Annotated in this window: 22 protein-coding genes; 17 read left to right on the top strand and 5 right to left on the bottom strand. The window is 51.4% G+C overall.

What is annotated here, in order from left to right; translation table 11 throughout:
• Window positions 1-132 precede the first annotated feature (132 nt).
• A complete protein-coding gene (locus tag LCF41_RS10200) occupies window positions 133-390 on the bottom strand; it encodes a hypothetical protein (RefSeq protein ID WP_225087947.1) in 258 nt (85 codons plus the stop codon).
• A 401-nt stretch (window positions 391-791) separates the two neighbouring features.
• Between LCF41_RS10200 and LCF41_RS10195 the strand changes: the two genes are divergently transcribed.
• The 3 genes from LCF41_RS10195 to LCF41_RS10185 all read left to right on the top strand — a co-directional run bounded on the left by LCF41_RS10195 (window position 792) and on the right by LCF41_RS10185 (window position 3,938).
• A complete protein-coding gene (locus LCF41_RS10195; RefSeq protein ID WP_225087946.1) occupies window positions 792-1,526 on the top strand; it encodes an XRE family transcriptional regulator in 735 nt (244 codons plus the stop codon).
• 472 nt (window positions 1,527-1,998) lie between these two features.
• Complete coding sequence (locus tag LCF41_RS10190) at window positions 1,999-2,349, top strand: Mor transcription activator family protein (protein ID WP_180776898.1); 351 nt, start codon at window positions 1,999-2,001, stop codon at window positions 2,347-2,349.
• Window positions 2,350-2,828: 479 nt separating this feature from the next.
• Window positions 2,829-3,938, top strand: a complete 1,110-nt coding sequence (locus LCF41_RS10185; protein WP_225087945.1) for a 4Fe-4S binding protein — start codon at window positions 2,829-2,831, stop codon at window positions 3,936-3,938.
• Window positions 3,939-3,989: 51 nt separating this feature from the next.
• On the opposite strand, the gene icd is transcribed toward LCF41_RS10185, so the two are convergent.
• The gene (icd, locus tag LCF41_RS10180) at window positions 3,990-5,243 is read right to left on the bottom strand and encodes an NADP-dependent isocitrate dehydrogenase (protein WP_225087943.1); all 1,254 of its coding nucleotides are present in this window, start codon (window positions 5,241-5,243) and stop codon (window positions 3,990-3,992) included.
• Window positions 5,244-5,374: 131 nt separating this feature from the next.
• Here icd and rluE point away from each other — a divergent pair, with 131 nt between their 5' ends.
• The 8 genes from rluE (at window position 5,375) to LCF41_RS10140 (ending at window position 13,466) form a co-directional block, all read left to right on the top strand.
• Entirely contained in the window at window positions 5,375-6,001 is a 627-nt protein-coding gene (gene rluE / locus LCF41_RS10175; RefSeq protein WP_225088146.1) for a 23S rRNA pseudouridine(2457) synthase RluE, read from the top strand.
• Window positions 5,994-6,440 carry an NUDIX hydrolase gene (locus LCF41_RS10170; RefSeq protein WP_225087942.1) on the top strand — a complete coding sequence of 149 codons (447 nt, stop codon included), beginning with the start codon at window positions 5,994-5,996 and terminating at the stop codon, window positions 6,438-6,440. Before rluE ends, LCF41_RS10170 begins: the two co-directional genes overlap by 8 nt.
• Before the next feature lie 138 nt (window positions 6,441-6,578).
• Window positions 6,579-7,685: a tRNA 2-thiouridine(34) synthase MnmA gene (gene mnmA, locus LCF41_RS10165; RefSeq protein ID WP_010275749.1), complete on the top strand. Its 1,107-nt coding sequence runs from the start codon at window positions 6,579-6,581 to the stop codon at window positions 7,683-7,685.
• A 2-nt stretch (window positions 7,686-7,687) separates the two neighbouring features.
• Window positions 7,688-8,326, top strand: coding sequence for a high frequency lysogenization protein HflD (gene hflD / locus LCF41_RS10160; RefSeq protein WP_180741147.1), 639 nt, complete (start codon window positions 7,688-7,690; stop codon window positions 8,324-8,326).
• Window positions 8,327-8,456: 130 nt separating this feature from the next.
• Window positions 8,457-9,827: an adenylosuccinate lyase gene (purB, locus tag LCF41_RS10155; protein ID WP_015840110.1), complete on the top strand. Its 1,371-nt coding sequence runs from the start codon at window positions 8,457-8,459 to the stop codon at window positions 9,825-9,827.
• 241 nt (window positions 9,828-10,068) lie between these two features.
• Complete coding sequence (phoP, locus tag LCF41_RS10150) at window positions 10,069-10,758, top strand: two-component system response regulator PhoP (RefSeq protein WP_225087940.1); 690 nt, start codon at window positions 10,069-10,071, stop codon at window positions 10,756-10,758.
• Window positions 10,755-12,209 carry a two-component system sensor histidine kinase PhoQ gene (gene phoQ / locus LCF41_RS10145; protein WP_225087939.1) on the top strand — a complete coding sequence of 485 codons (1,455 nt, stop codon included), beginning with the start codon at window positions 10,755-10,757 and terminating at the stop codon, window positions 12,207-12,209. The genes phoP and phoQ overlap by 4 nt, the downstream gene beginning before the upstream one ends.
• 135 nt (window positions 12,210-12,344) lie before the next feature.
• Window positions 12,345-13,466, top strand: coding sequence for a ribosomal protein uL16 3-hydroxylase (locus LCF41_RS10140; RefSeq protein WP_225087937.1), 1,122 nt, complete (start codon window positions 12,345-12,347; stop codon window positions 13,464-13,466).
• A 78-nt stretch (window positions 13,467-13,544) separates the two neighbouring features.
• Here LCF41_RS10140 and pepT read toward each other — a convergent pair whose 3' ends face one another.
• Window positions 13,545-14,777: a peptidase T gene (pepT, locus tag LCF41_RS10135; protein WP_225087935.1), complete on the bottom strand. Its 1,233-nt coding sequence runs from the start codon at window positions 14,775-14,777 to the stop codon at window positions 13,545-13,547.
• A 370-nt stretch (window positions 14,778-15,147) separates the two neighbouring features.
• Here pepT and potA point away from each other — a divergent pair, with 370 nt between their 5' ends.
• The 6 genes from potA (at window position 15,148) to LCF41_RS10105 (ending at window position 20,778) form a co-directional block, all read left to right on the top strand.
• On the top strand, window positions 15,148-16,278 hold the full coding sequence (gene potA, locus LCF41_RS10130; RefSeq protein ID WP_225087934.1) for a spermidine/putrescine ABC transporter ATP-binding protein PotA: 1,131 nt from the start codon (window positions 15,148-15,150) through the stop codon (window positions 16,276-16,278).
• Window positions 16,262-17,122 carry a spermidine/putrescine ABC transporter permease PotB gene (gene potB / locus LCF41_RS10125; protein WP_225087933.1) on the top strand — a complete coding sequence of 287 codons (861 nt, stop codon included), beginning with the start codon at window positions 16,262-16,264 and terminating at the stop codon, window positions 17,120-17,122. Before potA ends, potB begins: the two co-directional genes overlap by 17 nt.
• Window positions 17,119-17,895 (top strand): spermidine/putrescine ABC transporter permease PotC, encoded by a 777-nt coding sequence (gene potC / locus LCF41_RS10120; RefSeq protein WP_010309753.1) that lies wholly within the window; start codon window positions 17,119-17,121, stop codon window positions 17,893-17,895. The genes potB and potC overlap by 4 nt, the downstream gene beginning before the upstream one ends.
• Window positions 17,896-17,979: 84 nt before the next feature.
• A complete protein-coding gene (gene potD, locus LCF41_RS10115) occupies window positions 17,980-19,023 on the top strand; it encodes a spermidine/putrescine ABC transporter substrate-binding protein PotD (protein WP_039537322.1) in 1,044 nt (347 codons plus the stop codon).
• A 211-nt stretch (window positions 19,024-19,234) separates the two neighbouring features.
• The gene (locus LCF41_RS10110) at window positions 19,235-19,867 is read left to right on the top strand and encodes a YbhB/YbcL family Raf kinase inhibitor-like protein (RefSeq protein WP_225087932.1); all 633 of its coding nucleotides are present in this window, start codon (window positions 19,235-19,237) and stop codon (window positions 19,865-19,867) included.
• A gap of 44 nt (window positions 19,868-19,911) precedes the next feature.
• Complete coding sequence (locus tag LCF41_RS10105) at window positions 19,912-20,778, top strand: AraC family transcriptional regulator (RefSeq protein ID WP_225087931.1); 867 nt, start codon at window positions 19,912-19,914, stop codon at window positions 20,776-20,778.
• A 146-nt stretch (window positions 20,779-20,924) separates the two neighbouring features.
• Here LCF41_RS10105 and prc read toward each other — a convergent pair whose 3' ends face one another.
• A complete protein-coding gene (gene prc / locus LCF41_RS10100; RefSeq protein WP_225087930.1) occupies window positions 20,925-22,940 on the bottom strand; it encodes a carboxy terminal-processing peptidase in 2,016 nt (671 codons plus the stop codon).
• 19 nt (window positions 22,941-22,959) lie between these two features.
• A complete protein-coding gene (gene proQ / locus LCF41_RS10095) occupies window positions 22,960-23,706 on the bottom strand; it encodes an RNA chaperone ProQ (protein WP_225087929.1) in 747 nt (248 codons plus the stop codon).
• Between the last annotated feature and the right edge of the window lie 19 nt (window positions 23,707-23,725).

Raw genomic sequence — 23,725 nt, 5'->3', positions numbered from 1 at the left:
AGCGACGCACTCACAACGTTGCAGGATGGAAGCAAAAAAGAAAGGGGGACGGTTGGTATATTCAAACTTTCACGACTGGATAACGAAACATATTATCAAGTTATTAACAGAATATAACCAACCGGGAAATCATCAGGCAGGAAAATAGGTTATGGAATGCTCAGGCGTGTCGTTTTTTGCTCGGATGACGACATCCCAAATCCCGGTATAAGGCACCGTTAAATACACCTCGCCTTCCGCATGACGACAAATAGAATCCTGCGTAGCACTATTCTCTTCAGCCAATGCTTCCTGTTCACCATTGCTCATTTGCACTTCAAATGTATTTGCACACCGAACTATTACCGTATCACCACCAAACAGACTTAAACACGTGCGAATTACAGACATACATCCTCCGCGACACGCAGTCATGCGCATGCTTAATGAAACGAATTTATTGGTTATATTTCCCACAACGGGATTTCCATAAAAGCAAAATGCATACCGTCGGATTGTGATTTAGATCAAGTGACACACACGTTTAGAGTAAATCAGGGGGTGGAATAAGATGATACTATGACCGCCTGATACTTATTAGGATTTTTGATAGTCGATCAATCGCACTTCTGTATGCCGACGTTATCTCACCTATTCAAATGGGCTTGCCGCTATAGATAACAACTTAAATCGTTTTCAAAGTTGTATTCATGCGTGTTTTTTGCGCACAGCAAGGAAAGATAACGGGAGCTTTTTTTAAACAAGATTAATACGCGCTTGATAAGTGACAACCTAAGTTGTACATTGAACGGATGAAAACGACACTTGCAGAACGATTAAAGACCGCCAGAATCGCACAGGGGCTTAGCCAAAAAGCGCTTGGCGACATGATTGGCGTATCTCAGGCCGCCATACAGAAGATCGAGGTGGGGAAAGCGTCGCAGACAACCAAAATTGTTGAGCTTTCCAATGCACTACATGTTCGCCCTGAATGGTTGGCAAACGGCGAAGACCCAATGCGTAGCGACGGGGTGACTAGACCTGTCCAGGAATCGAGCATTCCGCCAAAATCAGAATGGGGCACCGTATCAGCTTGGGACAGCACGACAGAATTATCAGAGGACGAGGTGGAAGTGCCCTTTTTAAAGGATATTGAGTTTGCCTGCGGCGACGGACGCGTTCAGAGCGAGGATTACAACGGCTTTAAGCTCCGTTTTTCTAAAGCTACGCTGCGTAAGGTTGGCGCAAATACGGACGGTTCAGGGGTACTTTGTTTCCCGGCAGCGGGCGACAGTATGGAACCCATCATCCCTGATGGAACCACCGTCGCGGTTGATACCAACAACAAGCGCATCATTGATGGAAAGCTCTACGCCATCGCTCAGGAAGGTGGCGGTAACGATAAGCTCAAGCGAATCAAGCAGCTTTACCGCAAACCAGGCGGCCTTCTCGTCATCCATAGCTTTAATCGCGAGGCTGACGAAGAAGCGTACGAATCAGAAGTCGAGATCATTGGCCGCGTGTTCTGGTATTCGGTTCTGCTGTAGTCCCGATACTGGCGATATCCCGGCCATAGCCGTCTTCATCAAAACCGGTGGGCCGATACGGACACCGTTTTTGTGTTGGTGTTGCGGTTCGCCACGTTACGAATAAACCCTGCGTCGCTAAAAAACGTTTACCCTCGCCCAAATAACCTTACCCACGCGCCACAGTTTTATACAATCACCATGCTATTGTTTCATCAACCCTTGTTGATGTTGTGTTATTCATCCTGTCTATGTGTTCCTTTCCCGCCCTATGGCGGGATTTTTTTGCCCTTCATCTGGCCTCTTCTGCGCGCCGCCCCGCAGGTTGTCATTTCTTTTTACAACCAAAAACAACCCAAATTAAAACTAAAGATGTTGACACGAAAACAACTATAGTTTTAAATAAACCCATAGCAGCAGAGCAATCTCTGCAAAGGTAACAACCCAGTTTTCACGTCAGTAACAACACTCATGCATAACAATAAGGTGATTTATGACTGAACCACAATTTCGCAGTAAAGGTCCTGAGCTTCTGGTCGAACTTTCTCAACACGTGGCCGATACGGTCAAAAACGTCACCGAGCTCGATCCGCAAACAGCCGAGTTAGTCGGTAATGCCGTTGCCAAACATATGATGACCGTATGGGGCGGACAAAACGTTTATTTCCCAATGGGGATATCCTGGCGCGCTTCTCAACGCGATCTTCAAATCTATGAAGAATTTGACGGACGCAATCACAGCGCGTTGGCTAAAAAATATAATGTCTCGCTGCAATGGATTTATAAAATTGTCAGAACAATGCGAAAAGAGGAGTTACAGGCAAAGCAACACTCTCAGGCATAATGCCAAACGTCATAAATTAACAACCAGGTGGTAATTAAAGGAACAGACTAAAAATAGATAATTGACTAACAGCGATAACCTCTGATTTTAATAACATATAACTTAAATCATTCGAGTTGTGGAAAAGCATTCCTCTACGCTGACGCCGACCAACGCACGCCGTTTGAAGTATGATAGAGAAAATAAAAGATAATACCATCTGGCAATTAATATAATGGGTACGCTTTTGTACCCATTATTTCTATATCGCTAAGGCTTTATTCTTAGACATCGCTCTTCAGTAAACTATCCCCGATGCGATGAATACCGCGTTATCTCCCCTTCTCTTATTTAAATCGCCCTGCTAAAAAAAACAAAAACATGCATTTACAATGCGCAAATCAATTTTTGACCGCTAAGGGCATGATAACGTAGCCCCACGATCCCTTCGGTACGTTGAAAGCGCCGAATGAAAAAATAAATGGGAGACATTGAGAGCAATGAGTGAGAAAGCAAGAAAGCGGTGGCAACGGCGTCCCGGCACCACCGGAGGCAAACTTCCCTGGAACGACTGGCGCAATGCTCTGAGCTGGCGCAGAGCAACACAAATTCTGCTATTGGCGCTCAACATTTATATCGGCATCACCTTCTATTTTTGGGTACGCTACTTTGAAACTGGCGGTACGAGTCTTTATATGCCGAGACCGGGTGGTATCGAAGGCTGGCTGCCCATTGCCGGATTGATGAACGCAAAGTTCACATGGGAAACCGGCAATTTTCCCCCTATCCACCTTGCGTCAATGCTATTACTTGCCGCATTTATTCTTATTAGCCTGTTGCTCAAGAAATCGTTCTGTTCCTGGCTGTGTCCTATCGGCACGATTTCAGAATGGGTAGGTGCATTGGGGGGGAAAATATTGGGTCGACATTTCATTCTTCCTAAGTGGCTGGATATTCCACTGCGCAGCCTGAAATATCTGTTATTAGGCTTTTTCCTCTATATCGCCTTATCAATGCCGACACAGAGTATTTATATGTTCCTGATGTCGCCCTACGGCCTGATCGCCGACGTTAAAATGCTCGGCTTCTTTCGCAATATCGGCACCATCACGCTGGTCTGCGTGTTTCTCTTCACGTTCGCCAGTCTGTTTGTCCGTCATTTCTGGTGTCGTTACCTCTGTCCTTACGGTGCACTCATGGGGGTCTTTTCGTTGCTGTCCCCCTTCAAGATCCGTCGCAACGCCACCAACTGTATCGACTGCGGCAAGTGCGCCAAAGCCTGCCCATCTAACATCCCAGTGGACAAGCTGATTCAGGTGAGAACGGCGGAATGTACGGCCTGCATGACCTGCGTCGAATCCTGCCCGGTGGCCTCAACGCTTTATTTCTCCCTGACGAAACCCTCAGGCTCGCAGGCAAAAGTCAGCAAAACAACCAAACCACTATGGCGACAAACTGCGTTGTCCGGTATTGCGATGACGATACTGGTACTCTGCATTCTTTTTGGCATGATCGGCTTTGCGATGTACATCGGTGGCTGGAACAGCCCGATTCCCGACCACATGTACTTCCGACTGATTCCCGGTTCACAAAGCATTGGTCACCCATAAAGAAAAAGGGGCCAAATTGGCCCCTGATACTCATCTGCATTGAATAGCAGATTACATATTATCGATGATGTCCTGCGCAAACTCACTACATTTCCGTAGCTTAGCGCCTTCCATCAGACGTTCAAAATCGTAAGTCACGGTCTTGTTCTTGATCGCACCCTCAACGCCCTTAACAATCAGGTCAGCCGCTTCGAACCAGTGCAGGTGACGCAGCATCATTTCAGCAGACAGAATCACAGAACCTGGGTTCACTTTATCCTGACCCGCATATTTCGGTGCCGTACCGTGCGTGGCTTCAAACAGTGCACATTCGTCACCAATGTTCGCGCCAGGGGCGATACCGATACCGCCAACCTGTGCCGCCAGGGCATCAGAAATGTAGTCACCGTTCAGGTTCATACAAGCGATCACATCGTATTCAGCAGGGCGCAGCAGAATTTGTTGCAGGAACGCATCGGCGATTACGTCTTTTACTACGATCTCTTTACCGGTGTTCGGGTTCTTGATCTTCACCCACGGGCCGCCATCGATCAATTCACCGCCGAATTCTTCACGCGCCAACTGGTATCCCCAGTCTTTGAACGCGCCTTCGGTGAATTTCATGATGTTGCCTTTGTGCACCAGCGTGACGGAATCACGGTCGTTGGTAATCGCGTATTCGATTGCGGCGCGAACCAGACGTTTAGTGCCTTCTTCCGAACACGGCTTCACGCCGATACCACACTGCTCAGGGAAACGGATTTTGTTAACGCCCATTTCTTCACGCAGGAACTTGATCACTTTGTCTGCTTCAGCAGAACCCGCTTTCCACTCGATACCTGCATAAATGTCTTCGGCGTTTTCGCGGAAGATCACCATGTCGGTCAGCTCAGGCTGTTTAACCGGGCTAGGTGTACCTTCGTAGTAGCGTACCGGACGCAGGCAAACATACAGATCCAGCTGTTGACGCAGTGCAACGTTCAGAGAACGAATACCACCGCCGACTGGCGTTGTCAGCGGGCCCTTAATCGCCACACGGTATTCACGGATCAAATCCAGCGTTTCGTCTGGCAGCCAGACATCTTTACCGTATACCTGCGTGGATTTTTCACCCGTATAGATTTCCATCCAGGAAATCGCGCGCTTGCCCTGATAGGCTTTCTTCACGGCGGCGTCAACGACGTTGATCATGGCAGGCGTTACATCGATACCAATGCCGTCACCTTCGATAAACGGGATAACCGGATTGTTTGGAACAACCAGTTTACCTTGAGCATCAACCGTGATTTTCTGACCTTCTGTCGGTACAACTACTTTGCTTTCCATTAACCTCTCCTTCGAGCGCAATTTTGTTAATGACTTGTAAGATGCGTGTCAATACTACTTGAATATTTAGCCCGCGCCAATCGCAAACCATTTCGAGTATAATGCTTTTGTTTTCCGCGACTATAAAGATGATGAATAAATTCCCTGTTAAAAATCACAAAGTTAAACGATTCAGCTCACAGCCGGCAAGAAAAAGGCAACCTGACAATGCGCCGCGCCGAATCGTTTTGTTCAATAAACCCTTCGATGTCCTGCCACAATTCACTGATGAAGCCGGGCGCCGCACGCTAAAAGACTACATTCCGGTTAGCGGTATTTATGCCGCCGGTCGTCTGGATCGCGACAGCGAAGGCCTGATGATTCTGACCAATGACGGCAAACTTCAGGCTCGACTGACTCAGCCAACGCAAAAAACAGCCAAAATTTATTATGTTCAGGTCGAGGGTATTCCTGACGATGCCGCCCTGATGCGCTTTCGTACCGGTCTGGATCTGAATGACGGCAAAACGCTGCCCGCAGGGGCGGAAATCGTACCGGAACCCAACTGGCTGTGGCCGCGTAATCCCCCCATACGCGAACGTAAAAGCATTCCTGACTGCTGGCTAAAAATCACGCTGTATGAAGGGCGTAATCGGCAAGTCCGTCGTATGACGGCGAATATCGGGTATCCTACCTTGCGTCTGATTCGATACGGTATGGCCAATCAGACGGTAGAAAACCTGTTACCCGGAGAATGGAAGGAGATAGCGGATGTTTAAACCCCATGTGACAGTCGCCTGTGTGGTACAGGCCGAAAACCATTTTCTGGTCGTCGAAGAATTAATTAACGATAAATTATTGTGGAACCAACCCGCAGGGCATCTGGAGGCCGACGAAACGCTGATTCAGGCGGCGAGCCGTGAACTGTGGGAAGAAACCGGTATTCAGGCCACACCGCAGAGTTTCTTGCGTCTGCACCAATGGATCGCACCTGACAGCACGCCATTTTTACGCTTTTGCTTCGCGCTCGATCTGCCTGCGCGGGTCGCTACCCAACCGCACGACAGCGATATCGAATGCTGTCGCTGGTTGACCGCCGAGGAAATTCTGCATTCTCGCCAGCTTCGTTCGCCGCTGGTGGCCGAAAGCATTCGCTGCTATCAGCAGCCAGAACGCTATCCGTTAACCGTACTGGGTGCGTTCAACTGGCCTTTCTAGGCATCCTGTTATTCCTGCCATACGTGAGCGAAGCACCGCACAGCAGGAATAGCGATGCAGCCCGCGGTTCAACATGCTAAAATATGCCGCTTGTTTTTCGCATCAATGCGTCAGTAAATTTCAGTTCGTGAGACTTCCATGTCAGATAACAGCCAGAAAAAAGTGATTGTCGGTATGTCCGGCGGTGTCGATTCCTCCGTTTCCGCTTACCTGTTACAGCAACAGGGCTATCATGTTGAAGGCCTGTTCATGAAGAATTGGGAAGAGGACGACGACACGGAATATTGCTCGGCAGCCACCGACCTTGCCGATGCGCAAGCCGTTTGCGACAAGCTGGGTATCGAATTACATACCGTCAACTTTGCCGCTGAATATTGGGACAACGTTTTTGAACTCTTCCTTGAAGAATACAAAGCGGGCCGTACCCCCAATCCCGATATCCTGTGCAATAAAGAAATCAAATTCAAAGCCTTCCTGGAATTCGCCGCCGAGGATCTCGGTGCAGACTATATCGCGACAGGCCACTATGTTCGTCGCCATGACGTCGACGGCAAGAGCCGTTTGCTGCGCGGCATGGACGGCAACAAAGACCAGAGCTATTTTCTTTATACGCTGAGCCACGAGCAGATCGCACAAAGTCTGTTCCCGGTCGGTGAGCTGGAAAAACCACAGGTGCGCAAGATCGCCGAAGAGCTTGAGCTGGCAACCGCCAAGAAGAAAGACTCTACCGGTATCTGCTTTATCGGCGAGCGCAAATTTACTGATTTTCTGGCGCGCTACCTGCCCGCACAGCCGGGTCCGATTCTGTCCGTCGACGATAACAAACCGATGGGACAACATCAGGGGCTGATGTACCACACGCTGGGGCAGCGTAAAGGTTTGGGCATCGGCGGCGTCAAAGACGGCGGCGAAGATCCCTGGTACGTGGTGGATAAAGATGTCGCTAATAATATTTTGTATGTCGCGCAGGGGCACGAACACCCTCGCCTGATGTCCTACGGCTTAATAGCACAACAGTTGCATTGGGTTGACCGTCAGCCGCTCACCGCTGAATTACGCTGTACGGTGAAAACCCGTTACCGTCAGGCGGATATCCCTTGCACCGTTACGCCACTTGGCGACGATCGCATTACCGTACGTTTTGATGAGCCCGTTGCAGCCGTGACGCCGGGTCAATCCGCCGTTTTTTATCTGGACGACGTGTGCCTTGGCGGCGGCATCATTGAAGAACGCTTACAGGAGTAAACGTGGCTAAGAATTATTATGAGATTACGCTGGCGTTAGCGGGTATTTGCCAATCAGCGCATGTCGTCCAGCAGTTGGCCCATACGGGTCAGTGTAATAACGCTGCACTGCACACCTCGCTAAACAGTGTATTGAACCTCAACCCGGCATCCACGCTGGCCGTTTACGGCAATGACGAGCAAAACCTGAAAATTGGGGTGGAAACGCTGTTAGGTATTCTGAACACCAGCAGTAATAAAGGTGCCGGTGCAGAATTATCACGCTATGCCTTCAGCCTGATTGCGCTAGAGCGCAAGCTGAAAGCGAAGCCTGCCGCGCTTGATGAATTAGGTAAACGCATTGGACAGTTGGAGCGCCAACTGGAGCATTTCGAACTACTTTCCGAAACGATTGTCAGCGCGCTGGCGGCAATTTACGTGGATGTCATCAGCACACTGGGTCCGCGTATTCAGGTTACCGGTTCGCCGGAAGTGCTGAAAAACAGTCAGGTGCAGGCAAAAGTGCGTGCTGCTCTGCTGGCCGGTATCCGCTCTGCGGTACTCTGGCAGCAAATTGGCGGCGGACGCCTACAGCTGATGTTCTCACGCGGCCAGTTGGTTAAAGAAGCGAAACAGATATTGGCGCGTTGCCCATCCGTTTGATGCTATTCTTGCCGCTATGACTGACGCTGGTGTGATTCACGCCAGCGTCACAAAATCGGTTGCCGTTATTTAAGTCATTGTTTTTATTGAAATTAATCGTTATTGAAACCAATCTCAGGAGTTGCTTGCGATGGAATTATCCTCACTGACCGCCGTTTCCCCAATTGATGGACGCTACGGCGATAAAGTCAGCACGTTGCGCACCATTTTCAGCGAATTCGGTTTGCTGAAATTCCGTGTGCAGGTTGAAGTACGTTGGCTGCAAAAACTGGCAGCCTGTGCAGAGATCCAGGAAGTTCCTGCATTTGACGCGGACGCAAACGCTTTCCTTGATAAAATCGTCGCCGAATTCAGTGAAGAAGATGCGGCCCGCATTAAAACCATCGAGCGTACGACCAACCACGACGTGAAAGCCGTTGAATACTTCCTGAAAGAAAAGGTGGCCGCCATTCCTGCGCTGCACGCCGTCAACGAATTCATCCACTTCGCCTGTACGTCAGAAGATATCAACAACCTGTCTCACGCGCTGATGCTGGACAGCGCTCGCCGCGATGTCATCCTGCCGCACTGGCGTCAAATCATTGATGCGCTGAAAACGCTGGCGCAGGAATACCGCGATATCCCGCTGCTTTCTCGCACACACGGTCAGCCCGCTACGCCCTCCACCATCGGTAAAGAGTTCGCTAACGTAGCCTATCGTATGGAGCGCCAGTATCGTCAACTGCAACAGGTTGAGATTCTCGGTAAAATTAATGGCGCCGTCGGTAACTATAACGCCCACCTGGCTGCCTACCCGGAAGTGGACTGGCACCAGTTTAGCGAAAGCTTTGTCACCTCACTGGGCATCAACTGGAACCCGTATACCACGCAGATCGAGCCGCACGATTACATCGCCGAGCTGTTCGATTGCATCGCGCGTTTCAACACGATTTTGATCGACTTTGATCGTGATATCTGGGGCTACATCGCGCTGAATCACTTCAAACAGAAAACCATTGCAGGCGAAATCGGTTCCTCCACCATGCCGCACAAAGTGAACCCGATTGACTTCGAAAACTCAGAAGGCAACCTGGGTCTGGCGAACGCTGTTCTGGCGCATCTGGCCAGCAAGCTGCCGGTTTCTCGCTGGCAGCGTGACCTCACCGACTCCACCGTGCTGCGTAATCTGGGCGTAGGCGTGGGCTATGCACTGATCGCCTATCAGGCTACGATGAAAGGCATCAGCAAACTGGAAGTGAACCGCGATCGTCTGGCAGATGAACTGGATCACAACTGGGAAGTTCTGGCAGAACCGATCCAAACGGTCATGCGCCGTTACGGGATTGAAAAACCGTACGAGAAGCTGAAAGAGCTGACGCGTGGTAAACGCGTTGATGCCGCGGGCATTCAGGAATTTATCGATGGTCTGGCATTACCAGAAGCAGAAAAAACGCGTCTGAAAGCCATGACGCCAGCCAATTACATCGGCCGCGCTATCGCTATGGTCGATGACCTGAAATAACCGTTCTTGAATCCTATCACGACCTCTCTCTGGCGGGTGTCCTGCCCGCCAGTTAACTGCCATTTTCAGACCGTTTAAACCCGGTTTATGCTCCCTGTGGATAATTTAACAAATAAAATAAATCACTTTCTCTGCGTATAATGTTGATACGCGGGAGCGATATACGTGACAGATGAAAGATAGGATATATAAAAATATTTCGATAAATATGCCCCCTATCTATTCGACAGAGGATATAACGATGCGGATTCTGGTCATTGAAGATAATGTATTACTGCGCCATCACTTAACCGTTCAGATGAACGAAATGGGGCATCAGGTTGATGCCGCGTCTGACGCCAAAGAAGCGGATTATTTTCTGCATGAGAATATGCCGGACATTGCCATTGTCGACCTCGGGTTGCCTGATGAAGATGGTATGAGCATGATCCGTCGTTGGCGTGCGCATCAGGTCAAACTCCCGATTCTGGTGCTGACAGCGCGTGAAGGCTGGCAGGACAAAGTGGCGGTGCTGGAAGCCGGTGCAGACGATTACGTGACTAAACCATTCCATATGGAAGAGGTCGTCGCGCGGTTGCAGGCGCTGATGCGGCGCAATAGCGGGCTGGCCTCTCAAATCATCAGCCTGCCACCCTTTGAGATCGATTTGTCACGCCGCGAGCTGGTGATCCACGGCGCGCCTATCAAGCTCACTGCGTTCGAATACACCATTATCGAGACGTTGATTCGTAACAAAGGAAAGGTCGTCAGCAAAGAGTCGCTGATGCTACAGCTGTACCCCGATGCAGAACTGCGGGAAAGTCATACTATTGACGTGCTGATGGGGCGACTGCGTAAGAAAATTCAGCAGGCAGAAGCACCGGATGTGATCACGACCGTGCGTGGACAAGGATATCGTTTTGATATTGATACACCTTCAGGCTCAGTATGAGCGATAAGAAGCCCCCCTTCTCGCTTCGCATTCGTTTTTTACTCGCGACAGCGGCCATCGTGTTGGCGTTGTCGCTAGCCTATGGCGTCGTCGCCATTATCGGTTACAGCGTCAATTTTGATAAAACCTCATTCCGCCTGCTGCGCGGCGAGAGTAACCTCTACTACAGCCTTGCACAGTGGCGCGATAACCAACTGAACATCATCACGCCGCCCGACGTTGATATCAACTTTCCTACGCTGGTGTTGATATACGATGAGCATGGCAACATGCTCTGGCGTGAAAAGCACGTTCCCGAGCTGGAAGCGCTGATCAATCCGGAATGGCTGAATAAGACGGCCTATCATGAATTGGATACCGACACCGATACCAGCAGCGCGGTATTAACGGGCAATACCTTGTTACTGGGCAGCCTGCGAGCACTGAATGGCGCACACAGCAATGCGTTAACGCATTCCATCGCCGTGAACGTTTATCCGAAGACCGAGCATCTCCCCTCCATCACGATTGTTGTCGTCGATCGCATTCCACAGGAGCTCCAGCAGGAAGACGTCGTGTGGGAGTGGTTCAGCTATGTTCTGATCGCCAACCTTCTGCTGGTGCTTCCTCTGCTGTGGCTGGGCGCTCACTGGAGCCTGCGCCCTATTCAGCATTTGGTAAAACAGATCGCCGAGCTGGAAAAAGGCACGCGTGAACAGCTGGATGAAAATCCGCCGCGCGAGTTGTTCAGTCTGGTGAAAAACCTGAATATCCTGCTGAATAACGAACGCCAGCGCTACCATAAGTACCGCACGACGCTCACCGACCTCACGCACAGTTTGAAAACGCCGCTGGCCGTCTTACAGACCACATTACGTGCGCTGCGTACCGGTAAAGAGATCACTATCGATCAGGCTGAGCCTATTATGCTGGCCCAGATCAGCCGCATCTCGCAGCAGATTGGCTATTACCTGCATCGCGCCAGCGTACGCTCCGAACATAATTTACTGATACGCGAAGTGCACTCGGTTCCGGCGCTGCTGGATGGCCTGTGTTCCGCGCTGAACAAGGTGTATCAACGCAAAGGCGTGGTACTGACGCTCGATATTCCCCCCGAACTGACCTTTGTCGGTGAGAAGAATGATTTCATGGAAGTGATGGGCAATATTCTTGATAACGCCTGTAAATACTGTCTGGAGTTTGTCGAGATTAGCGTGCAGTACTCCGATCACAAGCTGCATCTGATTGTTGACGACGACGGCCCCGGTATCCATGAGAGTAAGCGCGAAATGATTTTCCTGCGAGGGCAGCGTGCCGATCGCATGCGCCCTGGGCAAGGTATCGGCCTCGCCGTGGCCGTCGAAATTATCGAACAATATCAGGGCGAGATCCTGATCAGCGACAGCGCACTGGGCGGCGCCCGAGTCGAAGCTATTTTCTCCCGCCAGAACCTGAGCCAGAATGAGGGGTGAAAGGCAGTACAGCGCGTGATGCTTCCGCTATACTTATTGCCACAATGCGGATTGTTTTAAAATACTGATTATTTCAAGAAAAATCATGTCTTCAAGAACAGTCATTTCCTCAAAAACGAGTTTCTGGAAAACGGTATGGACTATCAGCTCAATCTCGACTGGCAGGATTTTTTAGCGAACTACTGGCAAAAGCGCCCACTCCTGATTAAAGGCGGCTTCACGCATTTTATCGATCCGATTTCACCTGACGAACTCGCCGGTCTGGCATTGGAAAACGAGGTCGATAGCCGTCTGGTCAGCCATCAGAACGGGCGCTGGCAAGTCAGCCACGGCCCTTTCGAGAGCTACGATCATCTGGGGGAAAGCAACTGGTCGCTGCTGGTACAGGCCGTCGATCACTGGCATGAGCCCTCTTCCGCCTTGATGCAGCCATTTCGACAACTGCCGGACTGGCGTACTGATGATTTGATGATTTCATTTTCCGTTCCCGGCGGTGGCGTAGGGCCGCATCTGGATCAGTATGATGTGTTCATCATTCAGGGTACGGGGCGCCGCCGCTGGCGCATCGGTGAAAAAATACCGATGAAACAGCACTGTCCGCACCCAGACCTGCTACAGGTCGACCCGTTTGATGCCATTATTGATGAAGAGCTGGAACCGGGCGATATCGTCTATATTCCACCGGGTTTCCCACATGAAGGCTATTCGTTGGAGAACTCGCTGAACTACTCGGTGGGTTTCCGTGCGCCAAATGCGCGCGAGCTGGTTAGCGGTTTTGCAGATTATGTGCTTTCCCGTGAACTCGGTAGCCATCGCTACAGCGATCCCGATATTCCCTCTCGTGAACATATCGCTAGTGTGCTGCCGCAAGAACTGGATGCGCTGCAAAAAATGATGCTGGATCTGGTACAACAGCCGGAACATTTCCAAAATTGGTTTGGTGAGTTTATTTCCCAGTCCCGCCATGAGCTCGATCTTTCACCGCCGGAACCACCTTATCAGGCGGGCGAAGTGTATGAATACCTGCAACAGGGTGAGCCGCTGCGCCGTTTAGGCGGCCTGCGAGTCATCTGCGTTGGGGATAGCTGCTTCGTTAACGGAGAGAAAGTGAACAGCACGCACAAGACAGCGCTGTTTGCATTGGCTGAGCATCCTACCATTGATGCGGAACAGTTGGGCGATGCACTGGAAGATCCATCCTTCCTCGCGCAGCTCACGGTACTGATCAACAGCGGCTACTGGTACTTCGCGGATTAAGGCCAAGCCTGAATAATAGTTAGCACAATAATAAGGCGGGAATGTCCCGCCTTATTCATCTCTTCAGGATAGAAGCTATTACGGCTTCACACGCAGCGCCGTCAGTTCAGCAATACGCATAATCACAGAGACCGCCTTTTCCATACCTTCCAGCGTGACAAATTCATGTTTGCCATGATAGTTGTAGCCGCCGGTAAACAGGTTCGGGCACGGTAACCCCTGAAATGACAGGTGTGCGCCGTCAGTGCCGCCACGAATCGGTTTCATATTCGGCTCAATATCGCAATCCCGCATCGCCTGCTGCGCCAGTGCAATAATGTGCGGATGCTGCTCAACTTGCTCACGCATGTTGTAATAGGTATCGGTAATCGTGACTTCAATGTAGCAATCTGGGTGCAGCCCCGCGCCGACCTTTTCCGCAATATCCAACATCGTCTGTTTACGCTGCTCAAAGCCGTTGCGATCAAAATCCCGAACGATGTAATGCAAATCCGCACGCTCCACAGAGCCTTTCATGCTGTGAAGGTGGTAGAACCCCTGATAGCCGTCCGTTTGCTCCGGCGATTGGCTCTCCGGCACGTGCTGATGATAGCGTGAGGCGAGCGTCAGCGCGTTAACCATCACGCCTTTGGCGCTACCGGGGTGCACATTGTTACCCACAATTTTCACCTGAACTGACGCGGCGTTAAAATTTTCATACTCCAGTTCGCCAACACCGCCGCCGTCCACGGTATAGGCCCACTGCGCATTAAAGGCTTTAACATCAAAAAACTGTGCGCCCTTGCCAATCTCTTCATCCGGCGTAAAGGCAACGCGAATATCGCCATGCGGGAGCTGGCTTTTTTTCAGGCGCACCAACGCGGTCATAATTTCCGCAATGCCCGCCTTATCATCTGCCCCCAACAGCGTTTTGCCATCGGTGGTAATCAGCGTCTGCCCCAGTAACTGGTGCAGCACCGGGAACATCACAGGTGACAACACTTCGTCCCCCACTCCCAGGGCAATATCGCCGCCGCGGTAGTTTTCCAGAATCTGCGGATTAACATTTTTACCGCTAAAATCCGGCGACGTATCCATATGTGAAATGAAGCCGATAGCCGGGACGGGCCAGGCAACGTTAGTCGGAAGCGTCGCCATCAGGCAGCCCTGTTTGCTGAGCACAACCTGTTCAAATCCCAGTTCGAGCAATTCCTGCTGCAACGCACGCGCCAGTTTCAGTTGGCCGTCGGTGCTCGGCACCTGACGGACGCCGGATTTAGACTGTGTATCGAATGAAACGTAGTTCAAAAATCTGTCGAGTAATTTATCCATCTTATTTATGCCCCCTGAACCCTGAAAGGCATTATGGATAGGGCTACCCCGGTAGATATTGCGTCAGGTCAGTTTTTTCCCGATTTAACAAATCGTCATACCAGAATTCAGGCCCAAAAGCGGCAGCGGGGTCACGAAGAATGACCCAATCAGGTAACAATCAAGAAACATTTGTGCTAATTCAGTGACTGAATCACCGCCATTCAGTCGTCAATCGGCCGGAAGTGGAGCCACACAAGTTGGCGTTAAGCAACGTTTCCCGTAAAATGCCGCCCTTAACTGCGCACGCTGTCTGAAAGGTGATAACCCTTGGTGCGATGCAACGGAGATGCCGTTGGTCGGCCAAATCAGGAAATAGAGCCAGACCTTAATGAAAGAAAACGCCCTGACTATGCCGGTCATTGATATGCCGGTCATTGAATTGCTCAACGTCCATAAAAGCTTTGATGGCAAAGACATCATTTCCCATTTTAATCTCACCATTAATAACGGTGAGTTTCTGACGATCCTCGGGCCATCCGGCTGCGGTAAAACCACCGTACTACGCCTGATTGCCGGTCTGGAAACGGTCGATAGCGGTACTGTCATGCTGGAAAAGCAGGACATCACCCATCAGCCCGCCGAGCAGCGGCACGTTAATACCGTATTTCAAAGTTATGCCCTATTTCCTCACCTCAGCGTGTTTGAGAACGTGGCGTTTGGCCTGCGCATGCAGAAAACGCCCGCCGCAGAGATTGCGCCACGCGTGATTGACGCGCTGAAAATGGTGCAGTTAGAGGAACTGGCGCAGCGCCGTCCGCATCAGTTGTCCGGCGGCCAGCAACAGCGCGTGGCCATCGCCCGCGCCGTCGTCAATCAGCCGAAAGTGCTACTGCTGGATGAATCCCTGTCCGCACTCGATTATAAGCTGCGTAAGCAGATGCAGAACGAACTGAAGGCGCTGCAACGTAAGCTGGGCATCACCTTTATTTTCGTCACGCACGATCAGGAAGAAGCGCTGACCATGTCCGACCGCATCGTGGTGATGCGCGATGGACGCATCGAGCAAGACGGTACGCCGCGTGAAATCTACGAAGAGCCGAAAAACCTGTTCGTCGCCAGCTTTATCGGTGAAATCAATATCTTGGATGCCGTGGTACTCGAATCGCTGGACGAACAGCGAGTACGCGCGCAGGTCGAAGGCCATGAGTGCGTTATCACCGCCAGTTTTCCGGTCACCGTCGGCCAACATCTCAACGTGCTGCTGCGACCAGAAGATTTACGCGTCGAAGAGCTGGGCGCTGGTATGCCAGCGAAAGGGATGGTGGGCTATGTGCGTGAACGCAACTATAAAGGCATGACGCTGGAATCCAACATCGAGTTGGAAAACGGCAAAATGGTCATGGTCAGCGAGTTCTTTAACGAAGACGATCCCGACTTCGATCATTCACTCAACCAGAAAGTCGACGTCACCTGGGTGGAAAGTTGGGAGGTCGTCCTGCACGATGAAGAAGTCGCGTAAACGCTTTCAAAACATCATTATCACACTCATCGTTGCCTGGCTGGTGCTGTTTGTTTTCCTGCCCAACCTGATGATCATCGGCACCAGTTTTCTGACGCGCGATGACACGCATTTCGTCAGCCTGGTCTTTACGCTGGAAAACTATACGCGACTGGCCGATCCGCTTTATGCTTCCGTCCTGCTGCATTCGCTGAATATGGCCGTTATCGCCACGCTCTGCTGCCTGCTGCTGGGCTATCCGTTTGCCTTTATTCTGGCGCGCTTACCGAAAAAAATTCAGCCGCTGATGCTGTTTCTGCTGATTGTGCCGTTTTGGACCAACTCGCTAATCCGCATTTACGGGCTGAAAATCTTTCTGAGTACGCACGGCCATCTGAATGAATTCCTGCTCTGGACTGGCCTTATCGATACGCCGCTGCGGATTATGTACACCTCTGAAGCGGTGATTCTCGGTCTGATTTACATCCTGCTGCCGTTCATGGTGCTACCGCTCTACTCCAGCATTGAAAAACTCGATAAATCCTACCTTGAAGCCGCGCGCGATCTGGGTGCCAATAAGTGGCAAACCTTCATTCGCGTCGTCATCCCGCTAACCATGCCGGGGATTATCGCCGGCTGCCTGCTGGTGCTGCTGCCCGCTATGGGCTTGTTCTTCGTTGCCGATCTGATGGGCGGTGCCAAGAATTTGCTGATCGGTAACGTCATTAAAAGCCAGTTCCTCAATATCCGCGACTGGCCGTTTGGTGCCGCCACCAGCATCTGCCTGACGCTGGTCATGGGCGTGCTGCTCTTTATCTATTACCGCACGGCCCGCCTGCTGAATAAAAAAGGAGAGCTGGAATGACCGGACGCTTAATCCGCGGTGGATTTATGTCCATCATTTACGCTTACCTGTACATTCCGATCGTTATTCTGATCGTGAACTCGTTTAATCAGGCGCGTTTCGGCATCAACTGGCAGGGATTTACACTGGACTGGTATCGGTTGCTGATAAACAACGACAGCCTACTTCAGGCCGCGCAACACTCACTGACGATGGCCGTTTTCTCTGCAACGTTCGCCACGCTGATTGGCTCCCTGACGGCCGTGGCGCTGTATCGCTACCGCTTTCGCGGCAAACCTTTTGTCGGCGGCATGCTGTTCGTGGTGATGATGTCGCCGGATATCGTGATGGCGATTTCACTGCTGGTGCTCTTCATGCTGCTGGGCATATCGCTTGGATTCTGGTCGCTGCTGTTTTCCCACATCACGTTCTGCCTGCCGTTTGTGGTGGTGACCGTCTATTCGCGCCTGAAAGGCTTTGACGTGCGGATGCTGGAAGCCGCGCGCGATTTGGGTGCTAGCGAAGTGATTATTCTGCGCAAAATCATTCTGCCGCTGGCCATGCCGGCCGTGGCCGCCAGTTGGCTGCTCAGCTTTACGCTGTCGATGGATGACGTGGTGGTGTCCTCGTTTGTCACTGGGCCCGCGTATGAGATTCTACCGTTGAAGATTTACTCGATGGTGAAGGTCGGCGTCTCCCCTGAAGTCAACGCGCTGGCAACGATTTTGCTGATTCTATCGCTCGTGCTGGTGCTCAGTAGCCAGCTGATTTTACGCGACCGCACCGGAAAATAAGGTTGCGGCTAACATGATTCACATCTGATTTTCATGCCCGCTGAAAACAACGGGTATTTCCTTTGGGACTAGGAGGTAAACATAATGAAAAAGTGGCCACACCTACTGGCAGCCTGCGCAATGGCGTTTGGCATCAGCACCGCCAATGCCGACGACAGCAAAACGCTCTATTTCTACAACTGGACCGAATACGTGCCGCCGGGTCTGTTGGAACAGTTCACTAAAGAAACGGGCATCAAGGTGATTTACTCCACCTATGAATCCAACGAGAGTATGTACGCCAAGCTGAAGACCTATAAGGATAGCGCTTACGATTTAGTCGTGCCTTCAACTTATTTCATCTCTAAGATGAGCAAAGAAGGCATGCTGCAAAAGATTGATACCAGCAAGCTCAGCAATTTTCATAATCTCGATCCGAACCTGTTGCACAAATCCTTCGACCCAAATAACGACTACTCCATTCCCTATATTTGGGGCGCAACGGCGATTGGTATTAATCATGAAATGATTGACCCTGCCAGCGTCACCCGTTGGGCCGATCTGTGGGATACCAAGTACAAAAACAGCCTGCTGCTGACGGACGACGCGCGTGAGGTGTTCCAAATCGCCCTGCGTAAACTGGGTTACTCCGCGAATACCACCGACCCCAAAGAGATTGAGGCGGCCTATAAAGAGCTGCAAGCCCTGATGCCGAACGTGCTGACGTTCAACTCAGACAACCCCGGCAACCCGTTCATCGAAGGTGAAGTCAATCTGGGGATGGTGTGGAACGGTTCTGCCTACGTGGCGCGTCAGGCAGGTACCCCACTGGATGTCATTTGGCCCAAAGAAGGTGGTATCTTCTGGATGGACAGTCTGGCGATTCCGGCCAACGCCAAAAACGTTGACGGCGCGATGAAGCTGATCGACTTCCTGCTGCGCCCGGAAGTAGCAGCACAGGTCGCGGAAACCATCGGCTATCCGACACCGAATCTGGCAGCGAAAAAATTACTGCCGCCGGAGGTTTCAGGGGACAAAACACTATACCCGGATGATGAAACCATCGCGAAAGGCGAATGGCAGAACGACGTCGGCAGCGCCAGCACGCTGTATGAAACCTACTTCCAGCAGCTAAAAGCGGGTCGTTAATCGCGCACGCTATCGCGATGCAGATCGGCTAAGTCACGGCGGCTTCCCTTATCGGAAGCCATTTTTTTCATATCGATTAGCGAGCAATAATATCTCAAGCCCTCAAATTGACAGCTAAAAGCATTATCCTGACGGTATTAGGAAAATAATTATGTTCAGCTTCTTCTATAATGATTCCACACCCACCGGAATCACGATAAGGAGCACCACCATGCTGCAACTCTTCAGCCACAGTTTTCAGGACGGCGACACGATCCCAGGCGAGTTCGCCTTTGCCGTACCGGATGCAAACAGCCACATTGCGCTGTCTTCTAACCATAATCCACACCTTGCCTGGCGCGGCGCTCCCACAGGGACACTGTCTTTCGTATTGGTTTGCCACGATCCGGATGTACCCAGCCGCGGTGACGATGTGAATCAGGAAGGTCGCGAGGTTAGCGCGTCTCTGCCGCGTGTCGATTTCTACCATTGGTTATTGCTGGACATTCCAGCCAACGTCAGTGAGATTCCCGCCGCCTCTCATTCCACTGGCATCACTCCGCGTGGGAAGGCAGGTCCAAATGCCCCCACCGGGCTCCGACACGGCGTCAACGATTACACCGTCTGGTTCGCCAGCGATGAGCAGATGAAAGGTACCTACTATGGTTATGATGGCCCTTGCCCACCGTGGAACGATGCGATCGTCCATCATTACATCTTTACTCTCTACGCTCTCGCGACGCCTGCTTTAACGATAGAAGGTGAGCTTAATGGAGCGAATGTCCGCGCTGCGCTGGCTAGCGCGCCAGTATTGGCAGAAGCGACACTCACCGGGCTGTATACGCTGAATCCCGCATTGTTGTGATAACAATAAGTTATGATGATGACTTGTTATAAGAATGGCTGGCTATGAGCGTGACCGCTTTACGCTCCGCTTCTCCGTCTCTCATTGTAGAGGCGGACTGGCGACTGCCATCAGGCCAGCCGCTGCAACGGTATGGCCTGTGCGCACTCGCTCAGCCCCACTTGCGTACACCGCAGCAGACAACGTGCTTCCATTTCTATGAGGCCACGCTCCTGCTGGTTCTCTCTGGTCAATTAACCATTCTTGAGCAGAGCGGCACGACAGTTATCGACACCCCGTCTCAACTTTGCCTGATTACGCCTGATGCCAGTGCTGATTTGACGAAAACGCCCGGCGGTCATGACGCCGTCTTTCGGTCACTCTTTCTGACATTTTCATCCACGCTTCTGGCGCAGTTTTATCACCGCTATCCCGAAAAATTGGCTCCTGTACATCCTCCTGCGCCTTTCACGCACCTTTTACTGGATGACGATCTGACTCATACCTTGCAGTATCTGGTTGAGGGAATGACGAGCAACACGCTCACTGAATCGCGCCTCGAACTGCGTCTGATGGATATGCTGTTGGTGCTATCGGAACGAGGATACCATTTTGGCGCGCCACCGCAGCCTGGCATTACGGCACAACTGCGTGCGCTTATCAGCGAAGAACCGGAGCGTCACTGGACCGCACAGTCAGCAGGGCGGCAATTGGCGATGAGTGAGGCTACGCTGCGTCGAAGGCTATCTGCCGAGCAGACTCGCTTTGAAGTACTATTACTGGAAACGCGAATGCAACACGCGATGATGCTGGTACAAACGACATCGTGGAGTATGCAGCGTCTGGCTGAAGCCTGCGGGTATAAATCCTCGGCACGTTTTTCGGAACGGTTTAAAACCCGTTTTGGCTGTTCGCCAACCAAGATTCGTTAATTCGTCATTGACGGTACAGCGCGGTCATCCTATAACACTCAACAACAACCATCGTCAAAAACAACGATTATGTTCAAAAAAAGCGCCCTGTCGGATAACCCACAGGGCGCTTAACGATCTCAGACAATCAGAGCGATTTTAGCGTATCAGTCTTTCTGTTCCTGCGCTAAATCGTGAGCGATTTTCACCGTTTCATCCAGATAAGGATCGGGTGCCTGATAGTCTTTCGGCAGATCTTCCAACGATTTGAGCGGCTTTTTACCTTCTCTCGCCAGTCGATCGTTAATCCGCTTCAGACGCATCGCTTCATCATCGTCATTCTCTTTCTCGCGCTGAGCAAGATTGAGCGACACGAGGTTTCGCTTATCCTTCATCGCGTTGTAGCGGGCAATATCCTGCGCCACATACTGGAATTCAGGATCTTTGGCGATACGCTCCTGATGATGTTCATTCAGTTTGCTAATCAGCGCCTTCAGATCGCCGCTCTTCGTGTAGTTGGCCGCTTTGATACTGTCCCACGGTAGCGCGTTGTCTTCAAACTTCTCACCGGTATCTACCGTTTCCGTGCCGGTTGGCATCATCACGTCAGGCGTCACGCCTTTCATCTGCGTGCTGCCGCCGTCAATGCGATAGAATTTCTGAATCGTATATTGCACGGAACCCAGTGCTGGCCAGTCAGGACGCAGCATCTGATCGTAAATTCGATTCAGCGAGCGATACTGCTGCACGGTGCCTTTACCAAACGTCGGTTCACCCACGATCAAAGCGCGGCCATAATCCTGCATTGCCGCGGCGAAGATCTCAGAAGCGGAAGCACTGAAACGGTCTACCAGCACCACCAGCGGGCCTTTGTAATACACAATGCCGTCGGTGTCGCTGTCTTCGCGCACTTTGCCATTGTTATCACGCACCTGAACCACAGGGCCGCCGGGGATAAACAGACCAGAAAGCCCTACTGCTTCCGTCAGCGCGCCGCCGCCGTTAGTCCGTAAGTCAATCACAATGCTGCTGACGTTTTGTTTTTCCAGCTTCTGGAGCTGAACTTTCACGTCATCCGTCAGGCCGACATAGAAACCGGGGATATCCAGCACGCCGACTTTATCCTTGCCGACCGTCTTGACGGACATTTTAACCGCGCGGTCTTCAAGGCGAATGCGTTCACGCGTCAGCGTGACAATGCGGGTTTTCGTCCCCTTGCCAGCAGGCAGGATTTCCAGACGTACCTTACTGCCTTTCGGCCCTTTAATCAGCGCAACGACATCATCCAGACGCCAGCCGATAACATCGACCATCGGTTTGCCGTTTTGGCCTACGCCAACGACACGGTCACCAACGGTGATGTTTTTACTTTTCGCTGCCGGACCACCGGGCACCATGGAATTAATCATGGTGTAGTCGTCATCCATTTGCAGCACCGCACCAATCCCTTCGAGCGACAGGCTCATTTCGGTATTGAATTGCTCGGTGTTACGCGGTGACAGGTAGCTGGTATGCGGATCGATTTCACGCGCGAAAGCGTTCATGATGAGTTGGAAAACATCTTCGCTGTTGCTCTGCGCCAAACGGCGAATCGCAAACTGGTAGCGCTTGGTCAGCGTTTCTTTGATGTCTTTATCATCTTTACCGGTCAGCTTCAGGCTGAGCCAGTCATATTTTACCTTGGCATCCCACAGGCGGTTAAGTTCACCGACGTTCTGCGGCCAGGGAGCTTTGCTACGATCGAGCTCAAACGTATCATTGCCCGTCAGATCGACAGGTTTATCCAGCAGCGACAGCGCATATTGAAAACGCTCAAACCGGCGCTTCTGCGCCAGATTGTACAGCGCGTACGGAACATCCAACTGCCCCGATTTCAGCGCATCGCCCAACTGGGCTTTTTGCCCGGAAAATTGCGCCACATCAGAGGCCAACAGCACATTGTGGCTGTAGTCCAGCATGTTGAGGTAGCGGTTAAAAATTTTCTCTGAGAACTGCGCATCCAGCATAAACTGGCGATAATGCGAACGCAGGAAACGTGAGGCCACCCTGTCGCTCACAGTAGCATGTTGAGGTTCCTGATGTAGCTGAGGGATCTGCTCAACACGCGTAATGTTTTCATTTGCAAAACTAGAGCCCGCCAGCAGTAAGCCTGCGATGGCGGTTATTCTGACTAAGTTGTTCATGCCCAGGTTGGCCTCCGTATCAGAACTGCAAATGTTCTGCGCGTACAATCATCGCCAGTCCAGAAGCCAATTGTACTCTGACTTCGCCTTTGGCAATTTCAAGCACGGTAGCATCCATGGCGTCTTTGCCGGCTCTGACTTTGATTTCCTGACCGATTTGCAGTTTGGAAACATCCGTAACCGCTACCCGCTGACGCTCATTGCTGGCAGGCTTTGCCTGACGAGATTGAGCATTAGCAGATGGCTGCGAAGAGGACTGCGATGGGTCGGAAGAAGACTGACGAGGTTTACGCTGTGCATGGTTTTGAGAAGCACGGTTTTGAGAAGCATCGCGACGTGGCGCGCGTTTCTGAGCGGGACGAGGAGCACGTGCCGCGTCTGCCGATTCTCCGGCTGCTTCACGTTTTTTCGCCTGCTGCTCAGCACGCTGAGCCTGAACTCGCGCTTTCGCTTCTTCCAACTGCGTGCGAGCATGATCGACATGCTGCTGTTCCAACTCGCCACACGGATTACCATCCAGATCGACACGTTGGGCACCCAATTTTACACCGTACAGATAGCGCCAGCTTGAGGTGTACAGACGCAGCGCAGAGCGTAATTGCGTCTTACTGACGTTATCGGACTCCGGTACACGCTCAACAAGATCCTGAAAAATACCGATCTTTAACGGACGCGTTTCACCTTCAGTGGTGAAACAAAGCGGGAACCGCTCTGCCAAAAAGGCAATAACTTCTTTACTACTGTTCAACTTAGGTTGATTTTCCATGAAATTTCCTGATTACAAC

This window comes from Pectobacterium colocasium, assembly GCF_020181655.1.
Taxonomy (GTDB): domain Bacteria; phylum Pseudomonadota; class Gammaproteobacteria; order Enterobacterales; family Enterobacteriaceae; genus Pectobacterium; species Pectobacterium colocasium.
This window is presented reverse-complemented; position numbering and strand designations above follow the sequence as displayed.